This window comes from Amycolatopsis sp. 2-15 (assembly GCF_030285625.1).
Classification (GTDB): Bacteria; Actinomycetota; Actinomycetes; order Mycobacteriales; family Pseudonocardiaceae; genus Amycolatopsis; species Amycolatopsis carbonis.
Genome location: NZ_CP127294.1, coordinates 9176833 through 9201183, shown reverse-complemented (window position 1 = coordinate 9201183; position 24351 = coordinate 9176833). Strand labels below are relative to the sequence as shown.

Annotated in this window: 19 protein-coding genes and 1 pseudogene; 9 read left to right on the top strand and 11 right to left on the bottom strand. The window is 71.4% G+C overall.

The window, feature by feature from the left end; translation table 11 throughout:
• Positions 1 to 295: 295 nt before the first annotated feature.
• Positions 296 to 1210 carry a DMT family transporter gene (locus QRX50_RS45375; RefSeq protein WP_285969223.1) on the top strand — a complete coding sequence of 305 codons (915 nt, stop codon included), beginning with the start codon at positions 296 to 298 and terminating at the stop codon, positions 1208 to 1210.
• Here the strand turns inward: QRX50_RS45375 and QRX50_RS45370 are convergent.
• Entirely contained in the window at positions 1149 to 1721 is a 573-nt protein-coding gene (locus tag QRX50_RS45370) for a GNAT family N-acetyltransferase (protein WP_285969222.1), read from the bottom strand. The genes QRX50_RS45375 and QRX50_RS45370 overlap by 62 nt on opposite strands.
• The gene (locus tag QRX50_RS45365; RefSeq protein ID WP_285969221.1) at positions 1718 to 2242 is read right to left on the bottom strand and encodes a YbaK/EbsC family protein; all 525 of its coding nucleotides are present in this window, start codon (positions 2240 to 2242) and stop codon (positions 1718 to 1720) included. The genes QRX50_RS45370 and QRX50_RS45365 overlap by 4 nt, the downstream gene beginning before the upstream one ends.
• Positions 2243 to 2462: 220 nt before the next feature.
• Here QRX50_RS45365 and QRX50_RS45360 point away from each other — a divergent pair, with 220 nt between their 5' ends.
• The 7 genes and pseudogenes from QRX50_RS45360 to QRX50_RS45330 all read left to right on the top strand — a co-directional run bounded on the left by QRX50_RS45360 (position 2463) and on the right by QRX50_RS45330 (position 6703).
• Positions 2463 to 2924, top strand: a complete 462-nt coding sequence (locus tag QRX50_RS45360) for an SAV_6107 family HEPN domain-containing protein (protein WP_285969220.1) — start codon at positions 2463 to 2465, stop codon at positions 2922 to 2924.
• Positions 2914 to 3681, top strand: a complete 768-nt coding sequence (locus tag QRX50_RS45355) for a maleylpyruvate isomerase N-terminal domain-containing protein (protein ID WP_285969219.1) — start codon at positions 2914 to 2916, stop codon at positions 3679 to 3681. The genes QRX50_RS45360 and QRX50_RS45355 overlap by 11 nt, the downstream gene beginning before the upstream one ends.
• A gap of 58 nt (positions 3682 to 3739) precedes the next feature.
• Entirely contained in the window at positions 3740 to 4378 is a 639-nt protein-coding gene (locus QRX50_RS45350; protein ID WP_285969218.1) for a VOC family protein, read from the top strand.
• Between the two features lie 259 nt (positions 4379 to 4637).
• Positions 4638 to 5165, top strand: a complete 528-nt coding sequence (locus tag QRX50_RS45345) for a UbiX family flavin prenyltransferase (protein WP_285969217.1) — start codon at positions 4638 to 4640, stop codon at positions 5163 to 5165.
• 37 nt (positions 5166 to 5202) lie between these two features.
• A complete protein-coding gene (locus QRX50_RS45340) occupies positions 5203 to 5769 on the top strand; it encodes a nitroreductase family protein (protein ID WP_285969216.1) in 567 nt (188 codons plus the stop codon).
• A pseudogene (locus QRX50_RS50170) lies at positions 5754 to 6470 on the top strand (2-oxoglutarate and iron-dependent oxygenase domain-containing protein); the annotation flags it as partial. The gene QRX50_RS45340 and the pseudogene QRX50_RS50170, both read left to right, overlap by 16 nt.
• Before the next feature lie 5 nt (positions 6471 to 6475).
• Complete coding sequence (locus tag QRX50_RS45330) at positions 6476 to 6703, top strand: hypothetical protein (protein ID WP_285969214.1); 228 nt, start codon at positions 6476 to 6478, stop codon at positions 6701 to 6703.
• A 20-nt stretch (positions 6704 to 6723) separates the two neighbouring features.
• On the opposite strand, the gene QRX50_RS45325 is transcribed toward QRX50_RS45330, so the two are convergent.
• From QRX50_RS45325 to QRX50_RS45295, 7 genes are all read right to left on the bottom strand, one after another.
• Complete coding sequence (locus tag QRX50_RS45325; RefSeq protein WP_285969213.1) at positions 6724 to 8421, bottom strand: NAD(P)/FAD-dependent oxidoreductase; 1698 nt, start codon at positions 8419 to 8421, stop codon at positions 6724 to 6726.
• A gap of 60 nt (positions 8422 to 8481) precedes the next feature.
• Positions 8482 to 9837: a carboxylesterase/lipase family protein gene (locus QRX50_RS45320; RefSeq protein ID WP_285969212.1), complete on the bottom strand. Its 1356-nt coding sequence runs from the start codon at positions 9835 to 9837 to the stop codon at positions 8482 to 8484.
• 136 nt (positions 9838 to 9973) lie between these two features.
• Positions 9974 to 12727, bottom strand: a complete 2754-nt coding sequence (locus QRX50_RS45315; protein WP_285969211.1) for an alkaline phosphatase family protein — start codon at positions 12725 to 12727, stop codon at positions 9974 to 9976.
• A 4-nt stretch (positions 12728 to 12731) separates the two neighbouring features.
• Entirely contained in the window at positions 12732 to 14090 is a 1359-nt protein-coding gene (locus QRX50_RS45310) for an ABC transporter permease (protein ID WP_285969210.1), read from the bottom strand.
• Positions 14087 to 14998 carry an ABC transporter ATP-binding protein gene (locus tag QRX50_RS45305; protein WP_434533208.1) on the bottom strand — a complete coding sequence of 304 codons (912 nt, stop codon included), beginning with the start codon at positions 14996 to 14998 and terminating at the stop codon, positions 14087 to 14089. The genes QRX50_RS45310 and QRX50_RS45305 overlap by 4 nt, the downstream gene beginning before the upstream one ends.
• A gap of 185 nt (positions 14999 to 15183) precedes the next feature.
• Entirely contained in the window at positions 15184 to 16572 is a 1389-nt protein-coding gene (locus QRX50_RS45300; RefSeq protein WP_285969208.1) for an amidohydrolase family protein, read from the bottom strand.
• Between the two features lie 121 nt (positions 16573 to 16693).
• On the bottom strand, positions 16694 to 16900 hold the full coding sequence (locus QRX50_RS45295) for an IclR family transcriptional regulator (protein ID WP_285969207.1): 207 nt from the start codon (positions 16898 to 16900) through the stop codon (positions 16694 to 16696).
• Between the two features lie 128 nt (positions 16901 to 17028).
• On the opposite strand from QRX50_RS45295, the gene QRX50_RS45290 reads away from it, so the two are divergent.
• Complete coding sequence (locus QRX50_RS45290) at positions 17029 to 17895, top strand: nuclear transport factor 2 family protein (protein WP_285969206.1); 867 nt, start codon at positions 17029 to 17031, stop codon at positions 17893 to 17895.
• A gap of 326 nt (positions 17896 to 18221) precedes the next feature.
• On the opposite strand, the gene def is transcribed toward QRX50_RS45290, so the two are convergent.
• Together def and QRX50_RS45280 are read right to left on the bottom strand one after the other, a co-directional pair.
• Entirely contained in the window at positions 18222 to 18722 is a 501-nt protein-coding gene (gene def, locus QRX50_RS45285) for a peptide deformylase (RefSeq protein ID WP_285969205.1), read from the bottom strand.
• An 860-nt stretch (positions 18723 to 19582) separates the two neighbouring features.
• Positions 19583 to 24259, bottom strand: a complete 4677-nt coding sequence (locus QRX50_RS45280; protein ID WP_285974732.1) for an ATP-dependent helicase — start codon at positions 24257 to 24259, stop codon at positions 19583 to 19585.
• Between the last annotated feature and the right edge of the window lie 92 nt (positions 24260 to 24351).

Sequence of the window (24351 nt, the reverse complement as noted above, 5' to 3'; positions counted from 1 at the left end):
CCCCCTCAGGGAGGGCGGGGGGTGTCTGCCGCGGGTGGTGGCCCTCCAATCGGGCTACCAGCACCATCTTCTGTTCCGCCGCCCCAAAATCCGTGGCGCCACCACCACTCCACCCCCTAAACTCCGCCCCGTGCACCGGATCTTCCTCGTCACCCCACCGCCCGCGCTCTGAGCGGGGTGGTGTCCGCCGCGGGTGAGTCCCCCAGGGACCCCGCGGCTGATCAGTGCTGCACAAAAGCGAAAAACCGCCCCGCGTCGTCGATGTCCGGAATCCTTCGACGCTGGAGCGTTGTCCATGTCTGTTGTCCTGTCCGAGCGCGCCCGCGGGTCGGTCGCGCTGGTTGTCGCCGGGGTGTTGTGGGGGACCGGGGGGTTGGCCGGGTCGTTGCTCGGGCAGCTCGCCGGGTTGCCTCCGCTGGCCGTCGCCGCGTATCGGTTGCTGCTGGGAGGGGCGGCGGCGATCGCGGTGTCCGGCAAGGGGATTCCGCGAACCCGCGCGCAAATCAAGCGGGTGCTTGTCGTCGGCGCGTTGTTCGCGTTCTTCCAGACGACCTACTTCGCCGCCGTCGCGCTCGGGTCCGTCGCCACGGCGACCATGACCACCATCGGCGCCGCACCCGTGATGCTCACCGTCGCCACGGTGGTCCGGAAGCGCCGGGCACCGCGGTCCTGGACCCTGCTGTCGGTCGTCGGCTCCCTGATCGGCCTGGTGCTGCTGTCCTGGACGCCCCACGCCGAAACCTCGAAAGCAGCCATCGTCCTGGCCCTCGCCGCGGCCGCCGGGTTCGCGATCCTCACCACCCGCCCGGTCGACGATCCCCTGGCCACCACCGCGTACGGCTGCCTCACCGGCGGCCTCCTGCTCACCCCGGCCGCCCTCACGCTGGGCATGGCGCTGCCCGCCCGGACCGACGTGCTGCTCGTCGCCGTCTACTTCGGCGTCGTGCCGACGGCGCTCGCGTACGCCGCGTACTTCAAGGGCCTCACCATGGCCCACCCCGTGCTCGGTGCGCTGTCGGCGCTGCTGGAACCGCTCACGGCGACGATCCTGTCCGTCGCCTTCCTCCACGAGCACCTGAGCCCGCAGGCCTGGGGCGGCGCGGCCCTGCTGACCGCGGCCCTGGCCGTCGGCTACTGGCGCCCGGAACCTAGTTCGGGTCGAGCGGCAGCGGACGGCCGAGGATCGCGAACGGACGCGGATCGCCCGTGAACTGGTAGTCGCGCAGCACGTCGACGAAGCCGGTGCGCCGGTAGAGCTTCCACGCCCGGCTGGTGCCTTCGGGCGTGGACAGCAGCACGTTGGCGTTGCCGACTCCGTCGAGCAGCCGGCGCAGCAGGTCCTCGCCGATCTGCTTGCCCTGGTTCTCGGGGCGCACGTGGATCTCGGTGAGCTCGAAGTAGTCGCTCATCCACCGCTCGGCCTCCTCGGGGCCGGAGCGGCGGGTGAGGCCGTGGCGCACCTGCTCGTGCCACCACTGCCCGGCGCGGCCCTTGTACCCGTAGGCGAGGCCGAGCAGCACGTCGTCGGCGTCGAGGGCGGCCATGCAGCGCCAGCCCTCGCGCAACGCGTGGGTGAGCCACATCGGCGCGCGCTGCTCGGCGGTGCCTTCGGGGTACTGCATGGCCTTCACGTAGATGGCCAGCGCTTCGGGCAGGCGTGTGCGGAACTCGTCCGCGGACAACTGCACGTATCGGGAACACCCGGAGGACATGGCGGTCACGGCTGTCCATCCTGCACTCCCGCCGCGAGCGCGCCCGGGGTGCCCCCGGTCAGCTCGACGAGCCCGTCGAACGTCGTCGGGAACACCGACTTCGGGTGCCCGGCCGCGGCCCACACCTCGTCGTAGGCGCGCAGGGCCGTGTCCACGAGCGTCACGAGCCGCCGGGGGTGCCCGACGGGGGCGACGCCGCCGATGGGCTGGCCGGTGTGCTCGCGCACGAAGTCCGCGTCGGCCTTGCCCACCTCGGCGAGGCCGGCGAGCGCGGCCAGGCGGGCCGGGTCGGCGCGGTGCGCGCCGGAGGTGAGGGCGAGCAGGGCCGTCTCCTCGCCGCCGGTCGTGCGGGCGCGGAACACGAGGCTGTTGGCGATCGCGCCGACCTCGACCCCGAGCGCTTCGGCGGCCTGGGCCGCGGTGCGGACCTCGGCCGGCAACACGCGCACACCCTCGGCGGCGGCCTGCTGGCCTGCTTCGCCCAGAGCGGCTGTGACCTTGGCGACGGCGGGATGGTCGAGGGAGCTCATGCCGTTATGAGACCACGCCGACGGCACCGTGTCCCGCACCACGTCCCCGGATTCCACCGGCGGGGTTGAGAGAACGCGGCACCGGGGGTTACTCTGGAAATCGTTCGAACAGACGTTCGACATCCGGTGAGTGTTCACCGGTCGGTGCCCGGCGAGGGGCGGGGGAAGCGCCCCGCAGCCGGGCACCGGCCGGACTCGCCCGAGCGGGAGGAGGGTCGTCATGTCCGTCTCGGTCGTGTCCCCTGACCCCGGGCAGCCTCAGCTGCCCCTGTCGCTGCGCCCGCCGGCACCCCCGGCGGCGGCCACCCTGCTCGCCCAGGCCAAGCGCGGCCTGGCCGACGCCGAAAACGAACGTGATCCCGCCGAGCGGTTCATCGGCGCCTACCTCTCGGCGCTGCGCGGTGCGGCGGCGGTGCTCGCCGTGCGCGGGCGGCCGCGCCGGGGTCGCGGCCGTCCGGCCAGCGGCTGGGTGCTGCTCGACGCCGTGGCGCCGGAGCTGCAGGAGTGGTCTGCCTTTTTCGCAGCCAACTCGGCCACGCGCGCGGCCGCCGAAGCCGGCATCACGGGCAAGGTCACGGCCGAGTCGGCCGCGAACTTGCTGCGCGCCACCGGTCTGTTCCTCGAGCTGGTCCGCCGGCTCGTCCACGGCCTGCCCATCTCCGGCGAAGCCCATGTCGCGTGAGCTCGGCCCGGTCGACCACGGCCGGTTGCTCGAAGTGCTGGAGATCGAAGCGCGCGTGCTGGGGGAGGTGGCGCACACGGCGTCGGCCGAGGCGCCGGTGCCCACGGCCCCCGGCTGGACGCTGGGGGAGCTGCTGCGTCACGTCGGCAGCGTCCACCGCGTCACCCTCGGCTGGCTGCGCGAGGGCCACAAGCCCGCGCAGTGGCAGCGCTTCCCGCACCAGGAAGAAACCGTCGCGGAGTACTACGCCTCGGGCCGCGACGCACTGATCGCCGAACTGGCCGCCCACGACCCGGCCGACCACGCCGCTACCTGGTGGTCCGCCGATCCCACCTACGGCTTCTGGCGCCGCCGCACGCTCCACGAAACACTCGTGCACCGCGTCGACGTCGAGCGCGCCGCGGGCGTCGACCACCCGGCTGTGGCCGCCGACCTCGCCACCGACGGCGTCGACGAGGTGCTCACCCTGTACTTCGGCCACAAGCTCGCCCTGCTCGGCCTCACCGGCACCCGCCACGGCACCGTCGGCATCCAGACCGGCGGACACAGCTGGATCGCCCGTGCCGGCCCCGAAACCATGGACGCGTGGCGCTGCTCGCCCGAGGAGGCCCGGTCCGCCGACGAGCTCGTCAGCGGCGACCCGGCCAACGTCTACCTCTGGCTGTGGGGCCGCGCCGCCCCGACCGCCGTTGTCTCCTCGCGCGGCCACGACCTGGCCGCCCAGCTCTGGGCCTTGCTGCGGCTGGCCACCCGCTGAACCGGAAAGTGGGGAAGCTTCCCCGGTTCCTGTCGGTGGCTCCCGCTACCTTCGTCCCATGACGACGCCGTCCGCCCTCACCGTCGATGCGGCGCGGCCCCTGGACCTTGCCGGGTTCTGGGCCGCGCTGCTCGGCTGGCAGCGGCACGGCCCGGTCGTGGGGCCCCCGGACGCCGACGGCTGCGAGTTCACCCTCGTCTTCGTCCCCGAAACGGCCGCCAAGACGCACAAGAACCGGCTCCACCTCGACCTGGCCGGTCGCACCCTCGACCACCAGCGCGAGGTGGTCGCCCATGCCCTGGCGCTCGGTGCGCGGCTCCTGGACGTCGGTCAGGGTGCCGTCCCCTGGGTGGTCCTCGCCGATCCTCAGGGCAACGAGTTCTGCGTCCTGGAGCCCCGCCCCGAGTATGCCGACACGGGCGCTCTCGCCGCGCTCGTCGTCGATTCCCATGATCCCGCTCGCCTCGCCGCTTTCTGGTCGGCGTTGATCGGGTGGCCGGTCACGTCGACCCGCCCGGAGATCACCGGCCTGCGCAGCCCTTCGGGCCGCGGACCGGCGATCGAGTTCCTGCTCTCGTCGGACACCAAACACGGCCGCAACCGCCTGCGCCCCGCCCTGGGCCCGCCGACGCCCGGCGAGCCCGGCGACGCCGCAGACCCCGAGGGCAACGAGTACTCGCGCACTCCTCGAGCCTGAGGAAAAGATCGAAAACAACTCCGAATCGTGGCCGGGATCACTTTCCGTCGCCTGGTCGGCCGAATCGCTTCCTGAAAGTGCACAGTTTCCGGGTACGGTCGGGAGGCTGCCTCGGCGAGTCGAGTTCGGGCTTTCCGAAAACTGATCCGCGAAGCTACTGTGGCCATCGATTTTGGTAAAAATTTTCAGGCTTCGAGGGATGGCTTGACGAACGAAGATCGTGATCGGAATGTCCGGGAGTTCGGGCGCGATTTACGGTGTGCGGCTGCTCGAGGTGCTGCGGACGGCCGAGGATGTCGAGACCCACCTTGTGGTCAGTGACTGGGCAGGAAAGAACATCGAGTGCGAGACCGAATACGACCTCGACTCGGTCAAGTCCCTGGCGGACGCCGTTTATGACGTCCGGGACATGGGCGCGGCGATCTCGAGTGGATCATTCCTGGTCAACGGAATGATCATCGCGCCCTGCTCGGTCAAAACACTTTCCTCGGTGGCGAACGCGTACAACGACAACCTCCTCACCCGTGCCGCGGACATTCAGCTGAAAGACCGGCGAAAGCTGGTTCTGCTGTTTCGCGAAACGCCGCTGAACCGCACGCACCTCAGGTTGATGCTGGACGTGACCGACGCCGGGGGAGTGGTCATGCCGCCGGTGCCGTCGATGTACCACGCCCCGAAAACCGTGGACGACATCGTGAACCACACCGTGCAGCGGGCGCTCGACCAGTTCGGGATCGAGAAGGGACTCTTCACGCGCTGGCGCGGCCTGCCCGCGCACGGGGCGTGACCGAGCGCTGGTGTCCGTCGAACAGGAGGGAAGTCGCGTGGAACTCGCCGAAGTGGTGCGCGGAAGACGCACGTTCCGGAAGTTCACCTCGGAGCCGGTGTCGCGTGAAGTCCTGGAGCGTGTGATCGAGCTGGGTTTCTGGGCGCCGTCGGCCGGTGACGCCCGGTCCCACGTCTTCGCCGTCGTGGGTGGTGAGAAGCGGAACGAGATCCAGGAGATCGTACGCGGTGCGATCGACGATGTCCGGCGCCTGGTGGAGAAGGAGTTCGCGGCCAACCGCCCGCTGGTGGAGGAGATCGTGGACTTCTACGTGGACTTCGGGTCGGCTCCGGTGCTGATCCTGGCCTACGCCGGCAAGTTCGTCGACGGCGAGGACGATGTCGCGAGTGTGTCCGCGGCGATCCAGAACGTGCTTCTCGGCGCGTATGAGGAAGGCCTGGGAACCGCGTGGGCCGGCCGCACGAGCATGTGTTCGGCCGAAATCAGTGCTGCGGTGGGCATCGCCGACCGCACGCTCGTGGGGATCCTCCCCATCGGATATCCGCGGGTCCTTCCCGGGCCGCGGGCGCAGAAAGAGGGGGACGTGCGATGGCTGGGTCTCTGAACTCGGTTTCCACAGTGGACCTGCGGGTGGGCGGCCGTGAGCGGGACGAGCTCGTCTCGAACCGCGTCGACGGTTCGTTCACCGAGCTCGGCCTCCTGCCGGCCACCGGGCACGGCGTCGGGACGGAGTCCCTGTCGCGGGCGTTCCGCGCGGCGCAGGACTTCTTCGACCTGCCGAAGGCGGAAAAGGAGTCGTTCGCCCCCGCGGCCGGCGAGTTCCTGGGCTACTCAGGGCTGTCGACGGTGCGCGGCTCGACGACGTCGAGCTCTCCGCCCGACCTCAAGGAACGCTTCGCGATCGGTTCGAGCGGCAGCGCGCCCTGCGACAGCACCACCGAAGCGGCGCGGCGCCACGATGAGCTGGTGGCCGCTCTTCGCACCCGCTACGACGAGATGGAGCAGCTGACCAAGCACGTGCTGCGCGCGTTGACCCTCCCCCTGGGGGTCGACGCGGACTACTTCACCGCCAAGACGAACCACAGTGCGAGCTACCTCGTGGCCATCGACTACCCCGCGCTCGGCGACGACGCCTGGGCCTCCGACCGGATCCGCGCGAGCGCGCACAAGGATCGCTCGTGCCTCACGGTCCTGGCCGTCGCGGGGGAAGAACCGTCGGGCTTGCAGGTCCAGCTACCCGACGGCACGTGGGAAGACGTCGCGGTCCCGCCGGACGTGCTGGCCCTCAACGTCGGCAGCATGCTCACCCAGTGGACCGGCGGCCGCTGGCCGGCGCCGATGCACCGCGTCCGCAACCCGCGCCCGGACGGGCGGCCGCTCGGCGGCAAAGCCTGGCCTTCTTCTTCAACCCGAACCCGGACGTCCTGCTCGCCCCCATCACCCCCGCGGACACCGCGCCACCGGCAACCGACGCGATCACCGTCGGCGAGTTCCTCCGCACGATGCTGGAGTCGCACTCGCGGGGAAGCCGGTCCTGAAGGCGGTCCCGACCGCGGCTTCACCGCCCGACAGGTTCCGCCGGCTCCTGCGGCCGCCCCCGCGGCCGCAGCGCCTCGGCCGCGAACATCCGGTGCAGCAGCTGGATCGCGACCGAACCCTCGCCCACCGCCGACGCCACCCGCTTCACCGAACCGTGCCGCACGTCGCCCGCCGCGAACACGCCGGGCAGGCTCGTCTCCAGTGGCAACGGGTCCCGCGAGAGCGGCCAGGCGCGCAGGTCCGGGCCCGTCACGACGAAGCCGCGGTCGTCCCGCTCGACTTCCGGCGGTAGCCAGCCCGTGTGCGGGTGCGCCCCGATCATGACGAACAACCCGTCGGCGGCCACGGTCTCCTCGCGCTCGGTCAGCCGGTCGCGAAGCACGAGGTGCTCCAGCCATCCGTTGCCCCCTCCACCGGCGATCTCGGTGGCGAGCCGCACCTCCAGCCGCGGGGTGGCCTCTATCTCCCGGGCGAGGTAGTGCGACATGCCCGCGCCCAGCGACCGGCCGCGGACCAGGAGCGTGACCTGCCTGGCGTACCGCGCCAGGTACAACGCGGCCTGGCCGGCCGAGTTCCCGCCGCCGACGACGTAGACCTCGCGGTCGGCGACGCCGGGCGCCTCGGACGCCGGACCGCCGTAGTAGACGCCGGCCCCGTTCAACGCTTCCAGAGCCGGCACGCCCAGCCGGTGGTAGGTGGCGCCCAGCGCGAGCAACACCGCGCGCGACCGCACCCGCGTGCCGTTGGAGAGCGTGATCGCGAGCTCGTCCTCGCGCCGCAGTTCGGCCGCTCGCTGCATGAACACGAACTTCGCCCCGAACACCCACGACTGGTCGTACGCCTGCTGCGCCAGCCGGCGGCCGCTGACGCCGCGGGGGAAACCGAGGTAGTTGCGGATCAGTGAGCTGGACGTCGCCTGGCCCCCGAGCCCGCCCTCGTCGACGACCAGCGTGCCGAACCCTTCCGACGCGCCGTACATGGCCGCCGACAGCCCGGCCGGCCCGGCGCCGACGATCACGAGGTCGAACTCCATGCGGTCCGGGTTGACCGGTGCGCCCGAGGCCACGGCGATGTCGGCGTCGGTGGGGTTGCGCAGGACCGTGCCGTCGGGGAAGACGACGATCGGGAGCTCGCCCGGCCCGGCCCGGGCGATGCGGGCGCGTCCTTCGCTCGAGTCGGCCAGGGAGAACGAGTGCGGGAACGCGCACCGCCCGAGGACTTCCCGCAGCTGGTACGCGCGGCCGGCCCAGGAGTCGCCGACCACGTGGATCGTGTAGGGCGACGTGCGCCGCAGCTCGGTCCATTCGAGCAGCAGGTTCGAGATCGCGTGGTGGAAGACCTCGTCCGGCGCGGCCAGCGGCCGGAGCACGTAGTGGTCGATGTGGCCACGTGCGATCGCGTCGAAGATCGCCTCGCCCGTGGCCCGGTCTCCCCATTCGCCCCACGCGATCAGCAGCCCGCGTTTCGCGTGCGGGTGCAGCCGGCGCGCCTGGGCCAGCAATTCGCCGCCCGTCGTACCGGAAAGCCGTTGACCGGCCAGCACGAGCGTGACGTCTTCGCCGGCCGCGGCGAGTTCTTCGAGCAGCGCCAACGCTTCCGGCGCCGAGGAAAGGCACACGACGCGGTAGTGGCGGGCGTAGCGGTCGCGTAGTTCCCGTTCGACGTCACGCAGCGCATCCGCGTTCTCGTCGACGGCGAGAAGCACGGCGCCGGACATGCACCCGACAGTAACGGCGATCCACGCCCGCGCGAACGCGTCGTTTTTCAAGGACGGCAGTCAGGCCCGGAACACGAACACCCCGCCGTCCTCGCCGTGCCGCGGCCACCCTGGGTCACCGGTCGCGGCGAACGCCACCCACGCCGCCTGCACCCGATCGGCCAGCTCGCGCGGCGGCGTCGGCCCTTCGAGACCGGACAACCCGAGGTTGCCGAACACGAACCCCAGCTCCAGTCCGTGCGCCGCGCCCACCCCGGGCAACGGCGAGGGCCACGCGAACTCGTACACGAACGCCGGCCGCGCCCGCGCGATCTCCGAGACCGGACGGCGGAACAGGGCGTCGGTCAGCACGTCGGCGTAGAGCTCGACCGGCGTGGTCCCTTCGGGAGTGGCTTCCACCGCGAGACCCAGCCGTCCCAGCAACTCCCTCACGTCGGAATGCGAGACACCGTCCGGGAGCGACGCGCCGGCCAGCGCCAGCAGTTCGTCGGCGTTGGTGCCGATCAGGAGATCCACCTCGCCGCCGCGCACGACGACGTCGAACGGCGGCTCGGCCAGCACGTCGGCGTCGACCACCGGCAGGAACGGCTGCGCGGCGGCCACGGTCGTCGCGCCCCAGCGAGCGGGGTCGAGGTCGGCCGTGAGGTCCGTGACGGCCGCCGTCGACAGCGCGGCGAGCTTCTCCGGCGCGACGCGCGCGAACCCTGCCGCCGTCGGCTCCACGCCGGCCGCGCGTGCGATCTCGCCGGTGACCAGAAGCGCGTCGGACGCGGAAAGCGCGGCCCGCGCGCTGGCGCTCTGCACGATCGCCCGCCGGAACAGGCCGCGGTCCATCGCCACGTGCGCCAGCGTCGCGCCCGCGCCCGCCGACGTGCCGAACAACGTCACCGCGCCCGGGTCGCCGCCGAACGCCGCGATCCCGGAGCGCACCCACTCCAGTGCCGCGACCTGGTCGAGCAGCGCGCGGTTCGCGACGGCGTCCGGCAAGAGCGCGAAGCCTTCCGCGCCGAGCCGGAAGTTCACCGACACGAACACGACCCCGCGCCGCGCGAACGCCGCTCCGTCGTAGATCGGCATCGCCGACGAACCGGTGACGTTCGAGCCGCCGTGCAGCCACACCAGCACCGGCAGGCCCGCCGCGTCCGGATCGGGCGTCCACACGTTGAGGTTGAGGCAGCCCGGCCCCTCGACCACCGGCTCCGCCAGGAACGAACCCGGCAACGGCACCGAAGGCGCGGTCGGTCCGAACTCGAGCGCGTCCCGCACGCCGTCCCACGCCTCGGGCGGGCGCGGAGCCCGGAACCGCGCCTCGCCGAACGGCGCGGCCGCGTAAGGGATGCCGAGGAATCGCGCGACGCCTTCGCGCACGCTGCCCCGCACCCGGCCGTACGGGGTGGTGACGACGGGATCGGTCATCTCTCCATCGTTACCAGTGCCCGGCCCGCACCGGGGCGCGGCTGCCCGAATCGCCAGGGATTCCTGTCCCGAACGCACGAAGCCCCCGGCCGGCGGGAAGCCGGCCGGGGGCCCGTGTCACTGATCAACCGGAAACTCAGCCGTCCGACTCGGCCGACGGGATGAACGCGCCCGGCACCTGGTCCGGTGAGAACACCTTGTTCTCACCGGGGTACGGGGTCTTGAACCCGTGCGTCTGATACCACGTGAAGTGGTTCATCTGCGCGGGGTTCGCGTAGTCCGCCGTCGCGTTCGGACCGGTCAGGCGCTGATTCTTCTGCCACGCCGACCACTGCGAAGCGACCTGCTGCTTGTCCGCCGGCACCGCGGTGTCGGGCTGGACGGAGGCGAACTGCGGAGCCACCACGTCCGGACCGCACGACGGCTGCGTCGCGAGGCCGCCCGTGAGCGAAGTGCGGTTCGCCACCGCGTTGAACGGCGTCAGGTTCGGCTTGGCCGTGAAGGCACTCGCCATCGGCGTGGCCGCGCTGTCCTTCTGGTTCATCGGCTGGATCCCGAGGATCTGCTCGATCGTGCGAACCATCGTGATCTGCGAGTAGTACGTGCTGTCCACGACCCCGTGCTGGGCATACGGGCTGATGATCTGGATCGGCGCCCGGTGCCCGTCGACGTGGTCCAGCCCGGCCTGGGAGTCGTCCTCGACCACGAAGATCGCGGAGTCCTTCCAGTACTGGCTGTGCGAGATCTCGTCGACGATCTCGCCCACGGCGAGGTCGTTGTCCGCGACCTGCGCGGCGGCGTTCGCGGGACCACCGGTGTGGTCACTGGAAAGCCAGAACATGTTGAGGTTCGCCGGACCGTTCTTCTCGAAGTCCTGCTTCCAGATCTGCTCCCGGTACACGTCCGGCACACTGGTGTCGAACTTCGGGAAGCCGTGCACCGACACGTCGTTGAGCGACGGGATCGGCGACGACGACACGAGCGGGTAGGCGCTGGGCTCACCCGTCGCGGCCATGTTCTTCGAGTCGCAGTACAGGTTCTGCCACGACGCGCCCGACGGCTTGGTCAGGAACTGCTGGAACTCGCCGAAGTCGCGGACGGTGTTGCCCGCGGCCTCCGCGCCCGACCACAGCGTGCCGGAGGCCTGGTGGCCCAGCACGTCGTCCTCGGTGTCGTAGCTGCGCAGGTACTCGCCGGCCGAGGACTCGGTGTACTCCGGGTCGTCGGCCTGCATGAGCCAGTTGTGGCCCTCGGCGGAGTTCGTGCCGATGTCGTACGTGTTGTCGTACAACCCGAACTGCTGCGCCAGCGCGTGCTGGTTCGGCGTCACGTTCTCGCCGAACTGTGCCAGCGCGGCGTCGCCGTTGCCCTGCGGGAGGTCACCGAGAATCTGGTCGTAGGTCCGGTTCTCCTTGACGAGCAGGAACACGTGCTTGATCGGCGATGGGTCGCCGAGTCGCGCGGGCACGGGAACCGGCTTCTTGTTCTTGCCGTTCGCCACCTGGACGGAGTTGTTCGTCCAGCCGTTCTGCTTGAACACCTTCGGCGTGTACGACTTGATCGTCCGGTCGTCGGGCAGCTGGAAGCGCTGCACGCTGGACGTCGTGTCGTGCGTGCCGTGCCCGGCGGCCGTGGTCGGGCGCTGGGCGTCGATGCCGCGGGTGTTGGACACGACGATGTCCTTGCCCACCGTGGCGATCGCGGTCGGGAAATAGTCCGTGGGCAGCAGGCCGATGTAGCTGGCCGGCTCCTTCGGGCTGGCATACTTGTAGACGGCGATCGCGTTGGCGCGGCCGAGCGTCACCAGCAGGTGCCCGTCGTTGGTGAGCGTGATGCCGTCGGGCTCGTACCCGACCGTGGCCTCGGGCCACGGCTGGGTCGCGATGGTCTGGGTGACCTTGTCCTTGCCCGAGTCGATCACGGACACGTTGTTGCTGGACGTGTTCGCGACGAACACCGTGCCGTTGCTGGCGTACACCGCGGTCGGGTGGAGCCCGACGTTGATGGTCGCCACGGCGGCGTCCGGCTTCGCGGTGTTGATCACCGAAACCGTGCCGGTGGTGGAGGCACCCGTGAACGGGTCGGCCGGCACCGGGGTGTTGTACGAGTTGATCGTCGTCTCACCGGGGCGCGGCATCCGGCCGCCCTCGTTGCTGACGTAGAGCTTGTTGCCCACCAGCACGAGGTCGCGCGGCGCGATGCCGGTGTTCCAGCTCTGCTGGACGACACCGGTCGACGCGTTGATGGCGACCACGCGGTTCTGGCCGTTCACGGCGGCGTACACGACGGCGCCGTCGGGCGAGAACACCGCCTGGGCGACCAGGGCGTGCTTGGGTCCGTCAGCGGGGATCTTGATCGAGACGGGGTTGGCGAGCGAGCCGTCGGCGTTCACCGAGAACTTGGTGTAGCCGTCGGTCTGGGCGAGCCACAGGAACTTGCCGTCGGGGGAGTACGACGGGCCTTCCTGGCCGACGTCGTTGCCGGCGATCTTGAGGTTCACCTTCGCCGAGGTGCCGATCAGCTGCTGGACCTGGTAGCTCTTGAGGTCGACGATCGTCAGGGCGGCGTCACCGTCGGTGGTCAGCGCGGCGAGGTGCGTGCCGTCCGGGCTGATCTTCGACGCCATGATCTTGCCGTCGTTCACGACCAGCCGGTCGCCGATCGGGTCGAGGTACTGGTCGCTGGAGACGACCAGGCCGTCCTTGGTGTTCTGGCCGACGTGCTGCTTGCCGAACTCCTGCGTCGACGCGGTGCCGATGCTGGAGCCCGTCACGACCAGAGCGAGAGTGGCGGTACCGGCGGTGGCGAGGCGGATCTTCCGCGATCTGCCGGCACCGGAAGAGCCGGACCCGGCTCTCCCACCACGCCTGCGGCGGCGTGTTACCTGCATGGAGTTATCCCTTCGGGGTGGAGGACAGCAGCTCGACGTTGGCGTCGAACTGCCACAGCGGGTTGGGTTGGTCCCCGATCGGGGTCCGCACCTGGAAGTAGCCGTTCACTTCCTTCGGTCCGTCGCCGTCGGCGACGAACCGCCCGTCCGAGGTGACGTCGAGCTGGTAGATGGCCTGACCAGTCGCTTCGACGCCGGGGAGGTGCCACGAGACGACGCAGCGCCAGTCGTTGCCGGGGCCTTCCTGGGCGACCAGGCCGCCGCCCTTCTGGCACGCCGACGTGACGCCGAGCTGCGCTTCGGTGACGGCGGGGCGGTGCAGCTCGTCGGTCTGCAGCCGGTAGAGGTGCGCGAACGTCGTCGAGAGCGACTGCTGCACCTTGTCCTGCGTGACGCCGGAGCCGAGTGAGGGGGTCGCGACGGCGATGATCGCGAAGGCGACCACGATCAGCCCGACCAGCGGCAGAGCGCCGGCGGTGATCGTACGGCGGGCCGAACCGTCGTAGCTCAAGTTGGTGAAGTCGCGGCGCAGGAACAGGAAGTAGGCCAGCGCGGTCGCCACGACCGTCCACACCAGACAGACGAGGATGCTGATCAGCAACGGCCCGGCCTGGGCGGGGCTCGTGAACAGGCCTTCCCACGCGATGAACGTGTAGGTCGGCAGCGCGAGGCGCAGGGCCACGGGCAGGGGCAGCAGCTGCACGACCGCCATTGCGAGCGCGACAACGGCGGGCAGCAGCAGGCCCATCGGCGACCGTCCCAACGCGACGGACCCGAGCAGCCCGACCGCGGCCAGCGCGAGCGTCGGCGCCAGCGCGCACACCCACGCGAGCAGGACCTGGCCGGCGGCGGCGCCGGGCGAGAGCAGGTGCCCGTCGAGGCCGACGAGCTGGCGGCCGCCGACCGCCACGAGCCCGCCGACCGCGCTGGACACGGCCAGCCCGGCCACGAGCACGAAGATCACGGTGAGGCTGGCCAGCGTCTTCGCCACGAAGATCCGCCGGTACGACCGGACGGCCACCAGCAGGTGGCGCCAGGTGCCGAGCCGGTCCTCGGCCGCGAACACGTCGCCGGCGACCACCGACGTGAGCAGCGGGAGCGCGTAGCTGCCGGCGAACCCGAGCATCACGAGCGAGCCGGCCCAGCCGGTGGCGTTCATCCAGCGGCCGAAGACGGTGTCCACCGGCAGGTCGCTCTGCTGGCTCACGGCGGCGACGAACAGTGCCGGGGCGATCCAGCAGGCGAGCACCAGCAGGCGAACGCGCCACTGGGAGACGAGTTTGACGAGCTCGAAGCGGTAGCCGCGGGCCACGGAGGCGGGGCGGACGTGGACTGCTTCGGGCTCGGTGAGGGTCGCGGTCATCGGGCGGACTCCTGCTGCCGGGCCCCGGATTCGGGCTCGGCCTCGGTTTCGGTCAGGGCGAGGAACGCGGCTTCGAGCGGCGAAACCACGGGGGCGAGCTCGCGAATGGCCACGCCGTCGCGGACGAGGCGCACCACGAGCTCGTCGAGGGCGGGCACGAGTGTGCGCACGACGAGGACACCACTGTCCTTTCCGGACTCGTCACCGAGCCGGATGCCGGGGGTCTCGGTGGCGAGCTTGCGCGCGGCCTCGCGATCGGAGGTCACCAGCCGGTAGTCGAGCTCCTGGTGCTCCGACGAGAGCTTGCCCAGCGGGCCGGTGAAGACGACGCGGCCGGTCGCGATGATCGTGACCTCCGAGCACAGCGCTTCGAGGTCGTCCATGCGGTGGCTGGACAGCACGACGGTGGCGCCTTCGGCCGCGAGGCGGGTGAGGACCCCGTGCACGTGCTTCTTGCCGGAGGGGTCGAGGCCGTTGGCGGGCTCGTCGAGCACGAGCAGGCGTGGTTTCGTCAGCAGGGCGGCGGCGAGGCCGAGCCGCTGGCGCATGCCGAGGGAGAAGCCGCGCACGCGGTCGTCGGCGACGTCGGTGAGCCCGACCTGGGCGAGCGCGTCGTCGAGGTCGGCCGTGTGGGTGTCGCCGCCGCGCAGGGCGGCCAGCGCGGCGAGGTTCTTCCGCGCGGTGAGCGAGGGGTAGAGGCCGGGGCCGTCGACGAACCCGGCGACGCCGCCGGGCGCGTCCAGGGTCCGCCCGACGGGCGAGCCGAGGATCTCCAGCCGGCCCTCGTCCGCGACGGCGAGGCCCAGGAACAGTCCCAGCAGCGTGGTTTTGCCCGCGCCGTTCGGCCCGGCCACTCCGTGAATCTGCCCCTGAGCGATGTCGAGATCGATTTCGTCGAGCGCGATCACTTCGCCGAAACTTTTGCTGATTCCCCGAGCCCGGACTGCGGCAGGTGTGTCCATGGTCCCTTTGCTTTCGTCGTGAAACGTGCGTCAGAAACTTAGGGACGGTAAATTAATCTCGAACCGGTGCCGGGTGAACGATCAGGGAACGGGGCCCGGACGAAACAAGTCGGGCTCGTGGATTGTCCGGGTTAAATCGTGATCTTGCCTTGGGTTAACCGTCGGCTTGCATTAGGGAGCCGGAACAGGGCTCGCGCGTGGTCCCTGCCGATCTTGCGGCGGTCGGGTTCGTTCAGGGGCGGGGAGTCGAACGAGCCGGCCCCGTGGTCGACGTTTTCGAACGGCCAGTCGGTGGAGAAGAGCACATGGTCGGCCCTCAGTTCCGAGATCGCCGCGAGCAAGGACTGGGTGTGGAAATTGCCGGAGGTCGTCACGTAGAAGTGCTCGGTGAAGTATTCGGTGATCGGTCGTTTCGCGGGATAGGGGAGCTCGGCGTTGCTCCATTTGTTGTAGTGGCGGATCCGCCAAAGGGAGTAAGGAAGTCCTTCGCCGAGATGGCCGAGAATGATGGTGACACCGGGATGGCAGTCGAGCAATCCCGACGCGGCCAGGCGCAGGGCGTGCACGGTCGTCTGCTGGCGAACGCCCAGGCCGGGCCGAGCAGTCATTCGTGGCCGGCGTACCCACGGGCGTCCTGCCGGAAGCGGATTGCGCGGGTGCAGGTAGAACGGCACGCCGAGCTGTTCGACCTCGGCCCAGAACGGGTCGTACTCCGGGGTGTCGTAGTAGGTGACGGTGCCGGCGTCGTCGAGTTCGGTGAAGCCGTTCACGAGCGCGCCGACGAACCCGAGGTCCGTGACCGTGCGGCGACGTGCTCGGCGAGGGTGTCGTTGGCGCGCCGGGCCAGCTCGGCGGCCTTCACCGCGTCCGGGATCCCTTGCACGGCAGGGGAGTTGAGCGACAGCAGTATCAGCTCGATGCCGTGGGCGTCCATCAGCCGCAGTCGCCGGCCGTCGAGGTCGAGCAGGCGGGCGCGCAGGGTGGGCCGCAGCGTCGGGGGCGGGTAGGGCTCGGAGTCGGATCGCGAACGGGAACTTCCACCCGTGCCCGAACGAGGAGAACCCGAGCCCGGTGCCCGGCCGGTAGATCAGCGGCGCGAGCAGGCCCGCGGCCGAGAGCGCGAGGACGGTGCAGAAAGTAAGCGCTTTCAGCAGGTTTCCGGTGTTCGTGGCGCGGAAGGGCAGCTTCGGGTACGCGAGCAGCGCGAAGACGAACACGAACGCGATCCCGTTGAAGTAGTGCATGAACTGCCCGGCGAAGTACGACGCGGCCGTGCCCTCGGGCGTCGCCGGTACGGCGACGTGCCCGTTGTGCAACGGCCACGGCAGCTCCGGCAGCCCGATGGCGGGCATGAAGTAGCCGGCGGTGGTGGCCATCTGCGTCGCGACGGACGCGGTGACCAGTAAGGCGCCGATGGGGTGGCGCCCCGACCAGTGGAACCACTCGCGGTCCGGGCGGAGATCGGTGAGGCCGCGCGGGGCGGCGCGCTCGGGCCGGGGAGTGACGATGCTCGTGGACACTCCTGGCTCGTTCACTTATGTACAGCGAGTTTACGAAAAGTGGATGACGGTGTCCGGGGGCTCCAGGGGTGGGCGCGCCTGGGCGCCTTTTCGGTGGTGTCGCTGAGAATTCGAGCTGGGATCAGCCGGCGGCGGGGCTGCGTCCGCCGAGCTCCACCGACGCGGCGGTGGTCGTGCGCAGCAGCTCCTCGGTGGCGCTCGCGACCTGCTCCGGGCCGGCGTGGCCGACGGGCATCGCGAGCGCGACGGCCAGCGGCAGCGGCGTGGCCTCGGAGAACACGGGGGCGGCGACCGTGGTGACGCCGGGGATCATGGCGTCCGTGGTCACCGCGGCGCCGGAGCGGCGGACGTCGCGGATGATGCGCGTGAGCTGGGCCGGCGAAGGGACTTCGGACGACGGTGCTGCCGCCGGGGACCGCGGGTGCGGCCTCGCGGGGCTATAGCTCGGGTGGGGGTGTGCGCCAGGTGCCCGGCATCGGCACGGTCATCGACACCTCGCACGCGACGCCCGGCGTCTCGCGGGTGCTCGGCGCGTACTTCCTGGCCAAAACCGGGAAACAACCCGAAGCGACGATGGCGCAGGTCAACCGCGCGCAGATGAACTACCTCGACGCGGTGACCGGCGAGGTCTGGCCGTCGTGGCAATCACTGCACGACCTCTTCGCGAAGAACATGCCGAAGTGGCCCGCCGACGGGAAGTCCTACGCCACGCGCATCCTCGGCGACGACCGCGGCGCCATCGTCTTCTTCTCGAACACCGCCGGCCTGTTCGCGCCTGGCGAGATCCGCGCGACCGGCGTGGTCAACCTGCGGGGCGGCAAGATCGCGCGCTGGGTCGACTACTGGGACGGCCGGCACGTCGGCATCGACTACGTGCGGCGCAAGCGCGAGCCGTTCCCCGCGGACTTCAAGGAGGGGACCGTCGGCGAGACGGCCGCCCCCGTGATGCGCCGCACGGTCGACGGTCTCGCCGGCGCACTGGCCACCGGCGCGTCGCCGCAACAGTTCTTCGCGGAGGACGCGGTGTTCGAGGACGTCACAGCGCACCTGCACCTCGTGGGCCCGGCCGCGATCACGCGCTTCCTGACCTCGGCGCGCGACCTGCTCCCGTACCCCGGCCCGGGCTCGGCCGTGCGCCACACCCTGGGCGGCGCACTCGGCGGTGGGTACGAGTGGACCTCTCGCGGCCCCGTTCCCCGCGGCGTCACCGCGCTCGAACTCGACGCGCGCGGCCTGATCACACGCGCGACCGCCGTCTGGGACGGCTCCTTCGCCGACGACGCGACCCTCGCCGCGCTGGCCCAGAAGGCGGTCGAGCACTGATGGCGGCCGGGGATCCGGATTGGTGCCGGTGAGGGTTTGGTTCGGGTTCGGTTCGGGAGAAGCTGGTTCGCCGTTCTTCGGCCGAACCCGCTTTCTCCCGCGCTGGCGGTGGTCCAGGTGTCCACGGCGCGGAAGCCGAGCGTCCGGCGAGCCGCGCACTGGTCGGGTCGATCGCCCGGCATCCCGAGCCCGAGGGTCACCACCTCGACCACACTCCCAGCGCGGCCGGCAGATCGAGCACGGCCGCGTTGAGAGTCTGAACAATTCCGGTGTTTCCGTTCGGGAAAACTATTCCACGACCCTGAACACATTTCGCCGACGGTTGCTCAGCGGTTCCAGAACCAGTCCTTGCCCCGCGCCTGCTTGAGCGCCTGCTTCTTGCGCTCGGGCGTCAGGCGGTCCAGGTAGAGCATGCCGTCCAGGTGGTCGGTCTCGTGCTGCAGGCACTGCGCCAGCACGTCGACTCCCTCGACCTCGATGGGCTCGTTGCGCAGGTCGACGCCCCGCACCACCGCGTGCTTGGCCCGCACGGTCGGGAACCACAGCTCCGGCACCGACAGGCAGCCCTCGTCGATCTCGTGCGACTCCTCCGACAGCGAGACGATCTCGGGGTTGATCACGTAGCCCGTCAGCCCGCCCACGTCGTAACTGAACACCCTCAGCCCCACCCCGATCTGCGGCGCCGCCAACCCCGCGCGCCCGTCCGGCTTCACCGAGTCCATGAGGTCCGTGACCAGCGCCTCGACCTTCTTGTCGAAGGTCGTCACGGGATCACAGACCGTCTTGAGCACCGGGTCCCCGAAGTAGCGCAGAGCGCGCATCGCCATGATCGAACGTCCTTCTTCCTGCCGAGTATCCGGACGAAGTCTAATGACCACCTGGTCCGCCCCAATCCCACCCGGCACCCACGCTGGTCAGCCCCGCCGTCGGGTCCCTCGGTCGTGTATCCCGGAACCCTTCGCCGCTCAGCCGTGCAACTGCGGCCTCTGCACGCCGGCCCGGGGCCCGGCCGCGCACCGCGTTCGGCGCCGGCCCCGACCTACGGTGGTCAGGTGCGCAGTCGGGGTCCTTCGACCTCGCCTTGCCGCTGAGACGGGGAGCCACCGCTCTCTCGACTCAGTCAGCGCTCGCGGTGGCCGAGCAGGCGCCCGCCGGACCCTGCGGCGGCGAGGTCCGCGGTCGGAGGGCCTTCGGTTTCGGCTTTTATGCCGCGGCGTTCGGGAGCGCGGCTGGAGTTCGTGGCATTTTGGAGAGCAGCCGGTGGTTTTTCGGCGTCAGTGGTTCTTCGCCGTCGCTCGGTTCTGCGGTGGTCGGGTGCGCGGTCGCAGGGCCTTCGGTTTCGGCTTTTGCGGCGCGGCGTTCGGGAGCGCGGCCGGAGTTCGCGGGCAAGGGAAGGCTGCCGGACAGCAGCCGCCGGCTCTTCGGTGTCGTCCGTTGGCTGAGATGCTCAAAGCGGTACGAGCGGCTCTTCGCCGTCGCTCTGACTTGAGGCGCGCGGCTGAGGGCCTTGCCACCGGTTCGGACCCCGCGGCACTCAGGCGCGTAGCAGCGACCCGTCGGCCTCGGTCGGCGCTCGCGATAGTCGAGCAGGTGCTCCGGGAACCCCGGCGGCAGCCAGGCGCAGTCGCGGGGCCTTTCGGTTTCGGATTCAGCCCGTAGCCCGCTGCCCGGGGTGGGCGCTGGGCACTCAAGCGCGCAATCGCAGTCCCTTCGGTGTAGCTCGGAAGCCGGCTTCCCGGAGGATGTCGGCGAGTTCCGAGGTGAGGGCTTGCTCGCCGTCGGCGCGTTGGACGGCCAGTTGACCCAGCCAGCCCTCGCGGACTGCCGTGGAGAGGCCCGCGGCCGCGGCTTGGAGGGGGGCGCGGTCCTCGGTGAAGCTCAGCAGCGAGCGGCCGCCGCGTTCGACGTAGAGGGCGGGGACGCCGTCGACGAGGACCGCGAGGGCGCCCGCCTTGCGGGCCGGGCGGTGCTTCGTGTCGCCGGTGGCGGCGGGCCAGGGCAGGGCCGCGCCGTAGGGCTGGGCCGGGTCGGCGGCGGCCAGCACCACCGCGCGGTCGCTGCCGGCCCGGGCCGGGGAGCCGGACCAGCCGTCCGTGCCGGGTGCGGGACCCGACAAGGCGCGCAGCCGGTCGACCGCACCCTTCGCCGCGAACTGTGCCGCGCCGAGGCCCTCCACCACGTAGCCGCGCACGACTTGCCCCGAGTCCTCCATGCCGCGCAACACCTTGTAGATCCCCGAAAACCCGCCCGTGACCCGTTCGGTGTCGAGCGCGCCGCGCGTGAGCACGCCGTGCCGTTCGAGGAACGCCTCGGTGCGCGCGTGGGCGCGGCGCGTCGGATCGGTCTCCCGGGCCGGCGTGAGAGCCCAGCGGCCCGCGACCGTCGGCGGACCCGTGCGCGACGGCATCGCCGGGCGCCCCGCCCGCAACCGCGCATACCGGCCGCGCGGGGCCTGCCGCCGCGGTTTGTGCGCGCCGTGGCCCGCGACCTGCGCGCGCAGCGGTGCCAGCGTGTCGCCCGTGACCAGCCCGGCCCACACCAGATCCCACAGCGCGCCCGCGATGTCACCGTCGTTCGGCGGCGACTCCAGCTGCGGCGAGACCCGGTCCACCAGCTGCCGGAAGAACAGCGCGCCACCCTCCAAAGTGGACAGCAGAGCCTCGTGCACCGGACTCGACGGCGCGTTCTCCTCGACCTCCGGCAGTAGCAGGTCGGCCACGTCCGTCGGCGCGAGCGCCAGCCACCCGTCCCCGCCGGACAGCGCGCCGCAGCCCGCCCACGTGACCTCGCCCGCCGTGGTGAGCTCGTCGAGCAACGCGGGGGAGTAGCCCGGCAACCGGCTCGGCAGGATCAGCGACTCCACGGCACTCGCCGGCAACGGCGCGCCCGCGAGCTGCTCGACCACCGACAGCACGTCGTCGGCCGTCGGCGCCGAGCGCAGCCGCGCGCCGATCCCGTGCCACGACGGCAGGAACCGGCCCAGCGCCGCGGGCTCCACGGGCTCGACCTCCGCGCGCAGCTTCGCCAGCGACGCCCGCCGCAGTCGCCGCAGCACCGCCGCGTCGCAGTATTCGAGCCCCACGCCGTGGGTGTCCGGGTGCCCGACGGGGCTCAGCTCACCCCGGACCAGCCGCCCCTGCCCGGTCATCCGCTCCAGCACGCCCGTGACCACGGCCGACCCGAGCCCGAACCGCGCGGCCGCCGCCGAAGCCGGGAACGGCGCGCGGATCCGCGCGTACCGCCCGAGCAGGTCGCCCAGCGGGTCCTCCACCGGTTCCGTGAACGCCTCGGGCACCCCCACCGGCAGCGCGACCCCCAGCGCGTCGCGCACGCGCCCGGCGTCCTCGATCGCCAGGTACCGTTCCTCGCCGGCGATCCGCACCCGGATCGCGCGCCGCGCGGCTTCCAGTTCCGCCAGCCACTCGGGCTGGATCCCCCGCTCCAGAGCCTCCACAGTGGACAGATCGCCGAGAAAGCGCAACAGGTCGGCCGCGTCCTCCGCCGAACGCGCGTGCCGCTCGGGATCCAGCCGCTGCAGCGACCGCTCCACTTCGCGCACGGCGTCCGGGTCGAGCAGCTCCCGGATCGCCTCCGTGCCGAGCAGTTCGGCCAGCAGCCCGGAATCCAGCGACAACGCGGCCGCCCGCCGCTCGGCCAGCGGCGCGTCGGTCTCGTAAAGGAACATCCCGACGTACCCGAACAGCAGGCTCCGCGCGAACGGCGACGCTGCCGGAGTCTCCACCTCCACCAGCCGCACGCGCCGCGCCCGGACGTCGGCCATCAGCTCCCGCAGCCCGCCCACGTCGTAGACGTCCTGCAGGACCTCCCGCATCGCTTCCAGCACCACGGGGAACCGTTCGTACTTCGCCGCCACCGACAGCAGCTGCGACGCCCGCTGCCGCTGCTGCCACAACGGGGTCCGGCGCCGCGGGTCGCGCCGCGGCAGCAGCAGCGACCGCGCCGCGCACTCGCGGAACCGCGCGGCGAACACCGCCGACCCGCCGACCTCCGCGACGATCAGCTGCTCGACCTCTTCCGGATCCAGCAGCACGTCGTCGGCGCCGATGGTGACCTCGCCGCCCTCGGCGTCGAGCGCGTCGGGCAGTCGCAGCACGATGCCGTCGTCGGAGTGCGCCACCTGCGCGTCGACCCCGCGGTTCTCCCGCAACCGCGCGGCGATCGCCAGCGCCCACGGCGCGTTGACCTGCGCCCCGAACGGCGAGTGCACCACGATCCGCCAGTCGCCCAGCTCGTCGCGGTAGCGCTCCAGCAGGATCGTGCGGTCGTTCGGCACGTGCCGCGTCGCCGCTTTCTGCTCTTCCAGGTATGCCAGCAGGTTGTCGCACGCCCGCTGGTCGAGGCCCGCCGCCGCGGCCCGGTCCCGCGCCGCCACGCTGTCCGAAGTGGACAGTTCTCGCACGAACGCGCCCAGCGCCCGTCCCAGCTCCAGTGGCCGCCCCGCCGCGTCGCCCTTCCAGAACGGCATCCGCGCGGGCTGGCCCGGCGCCGGCACCACGATCACGCGGTCGTGGGTGATGTCCGTGATCCGCCACGACGAAGTGCCCAGCAGGATGGTGTCGCCGACGCGCGACTCGTACACCATCTCCTCGTCGAACTCGCCCACGCGCGAACCGGGTTTGTCGTCGGCCCCCGGCGTCATCACCGTGAACAGCCCGCGGTCGGGGATCGTGCCGCCCGACGTGACCGCCAGCCGCTGCGAGCCCGGCCGCCCGTGCAGCTCACCGGTCACGCGGTCCCACGTGATCCGCGCCCGCAGCTCGCCGAACTCCTCGCTCGGGTACCGTCCGGCCAGCATGTCGAGCACCGCGTGCAACGCGTCGTCGGGCAACGCGGAGAACGGCGCCGCCCGCCGCACCAGCGCCGCGATCTCCGGCACCGTCCACGACTCGAGTGCCACCATCGCCACCACGTGCTGCGCCAGCACGTCGAGCGGGTTGCGCGGGTACTTCACGGCCTCGATCGCGCCCGCCGCCATCCGCTCCGCCACCACCGCGCACGACACCAGGTCACCGCGGAACTTCGGGAACATCACCCCGGACGACACGGCCCCCACCTGGTGCCCGGCGCGCCCGACGCGCTGCAGGCCCGACGCGACCGTGGGCGGCGCCTCGATCTGCACCACGAGGTCGACCGCACCCATGTCGATGCCCAGCTCCAGCGACGACGTCGCCACCACGCACGGCAGCCGCCCGGACTTCAGCTCCTCCTCCACGTGGGTGCGCTGCTCCCGCGACATCGACCCGTGGTGCGCCCGCGCGATCGTCGGCGCCGCACCGGTCGTGAGCCCGGACTGCCCGATCGCCTCGGCCGGGAACGCGTCGCCGGCCCGCAGCTCCGTCTGCTCGGCCGCCAGCTCGTTGAGCCGCGCCGTGAGCCGTTCGGTGAGCCGCCGGGAGTTGGCGAACACGATGGTCGACCGGTGCGCCTGGATCAGCTCCAGTACCCGTTCCTCGACCGCGGGCCAGATCGACGGCCGCTTCACCTCGGCGCCCGCGATCTCCTCCTGCGTGCCGATGCCGCCCTCGGAAGGCAGCTGCGACAACGACGTGAGGTTCTCCAGCCGCTCCATCGGCGACGGTGCCGGCCCGTCGAGGTTCGCCATGTCCTCCACCGGCACCTCGACGCGGACCTCGATGGTCTTCGCGAGCTTCGGCTGCACCACCGTGACCGGCCGCCCGCCGGCGAGGAAGGAGCTCACCTCGTCGACCGGCCGCACGGTGGCCGACAGCCCGATCCGCTGCGCGGGCTTCGGCAGCAGCGCGTCGAGCCGCTCCAGCGACACCGCCAGGTGCGCGCCCCGCTTGCCGCCCGCCACGGCGTGGACCTCGTCGACGATCACCGTCTCCACACCCGCCAGCGACTCCCGCGCCGACGAGGTGAGGATGAGGAACAGCGACTCCGGCGTGGTCACCAGCACGTCGGGCGGCGTCTTGCCGAACGACCGGCGCTCGGCCGCCGTGGTGTCCCCCGTGCGCATGCCGACCTCGATCTCCGGCACCGGCAGGCCCAGCCGCCGCGACGCCTGCGAGATCCCCGCGAGCGGGGCGCGCAGGTTGCGCTGCACGTCGACGGCCAGCGCCTTCAACGGCGAGACGTAGAGGATCCGGCAGCGCTTGCGCGGCTCGGCCGGCGGTGGCTCCACCGACAGCCGGTCGAGCGCCCACAGGAACGCGGACAGCGTCTTGCCGGACCCGGTGGGCGCCACCACCAGGGCGTGCTGCCCGGCGTGCGCGGCCCGCCAGGCCCCTTCCTGCGCCGCGGTCGGCGCGGCGAACGCCCCCTCGAACCACGTGCGGGTCGCGGGGGAGAAGAGGTCGAGGACGTCTGCTGCCACGTCCTCCATGATGCGCGGCACCCCCGACAGTTTCCGATTCCCGCCGTCGCGAACGGTCCACTCGCGGCGAACGCCCAGGTCACGGCGTCCTCGATCACCCG

Coding starts and splice junctions, on each gene's coding strand:
- def (WP_285969205.1), bottom strand. CDS start 18,722: ATGGCGATGCGCGCTCTGCGCTACTTCGGGGACCCGGTGCTCAAGACG.
- QRX50_RS45365 (WP_285969221.1), bottom strand. CDS start 2,242: ATGAGCTCCCTCGACCATCCCGCCGTCGCCAAGGTCACAGCCGCTCTG.
- QRX50_RS45325 (WP_285969213.1), bottom strand. CDS start 8,421: ATGTCCGGCGCCGTGCTTCTCGCCGTCGACGAGAACGCGGATGCGCTG.
- QRX50_RS45280 (WP_285974732.1), bottom strand. CDS start 24,259: ATGGAGGACGTGGCAGCAGACGTCCTCGACCTCTTCTCCCCCGCGACC.
- QRX50_RS45350 (WP_285969218.1), top strand. CDS start 3,740: ATGACGACGCCGTCCGCCCTCACCGTCGATGCGGCGCGGCCCCTGGAC.
- QRX50_RS45355 (WP_285969219.1), top strand. CDS start 2,914: ATGTCGCGTGAGCTCGGCCCGGTCGACCACGGCCGGTTGCTCGAAGTG.
- QRX50_RS45320 (WP_285969212.1), bottom strand. CDS start 9,837: ATGACCGATCCCGTCGTCACCACCCCGTACGGCCGGGTGCGGGGCAGC.
- QRX50_RS45315 (WP_285969211.1), bottom strand. CDS start 12,727: ATGCAGGTAACACGCCGCCGCAGGCGTGGTGGGAGAGCCGGGTCCGGC.
- QRX50_RS45310 (WP_285969210.1), bottom strand. CDS start 14,090: ATGACCGCGACCCTCACCGAGCCCGAAGCAGTCCACGTCCGCCCCGCC.
- QRX50_RS45375 (WP_285969223.1), top strand. CDS start 296: ATGTCTGTTGTCCTGTCCGAGCGCGCCCGCGGGTCGGTCGCGCTGGTT.
- QRX50_RS45360 (WP_285969220.1), top strand. CDS start 2,463: ATGTCCGTCTCGGTCGTGTCCCCTGACCCCGGGCAGCCTCAGCTGCCC.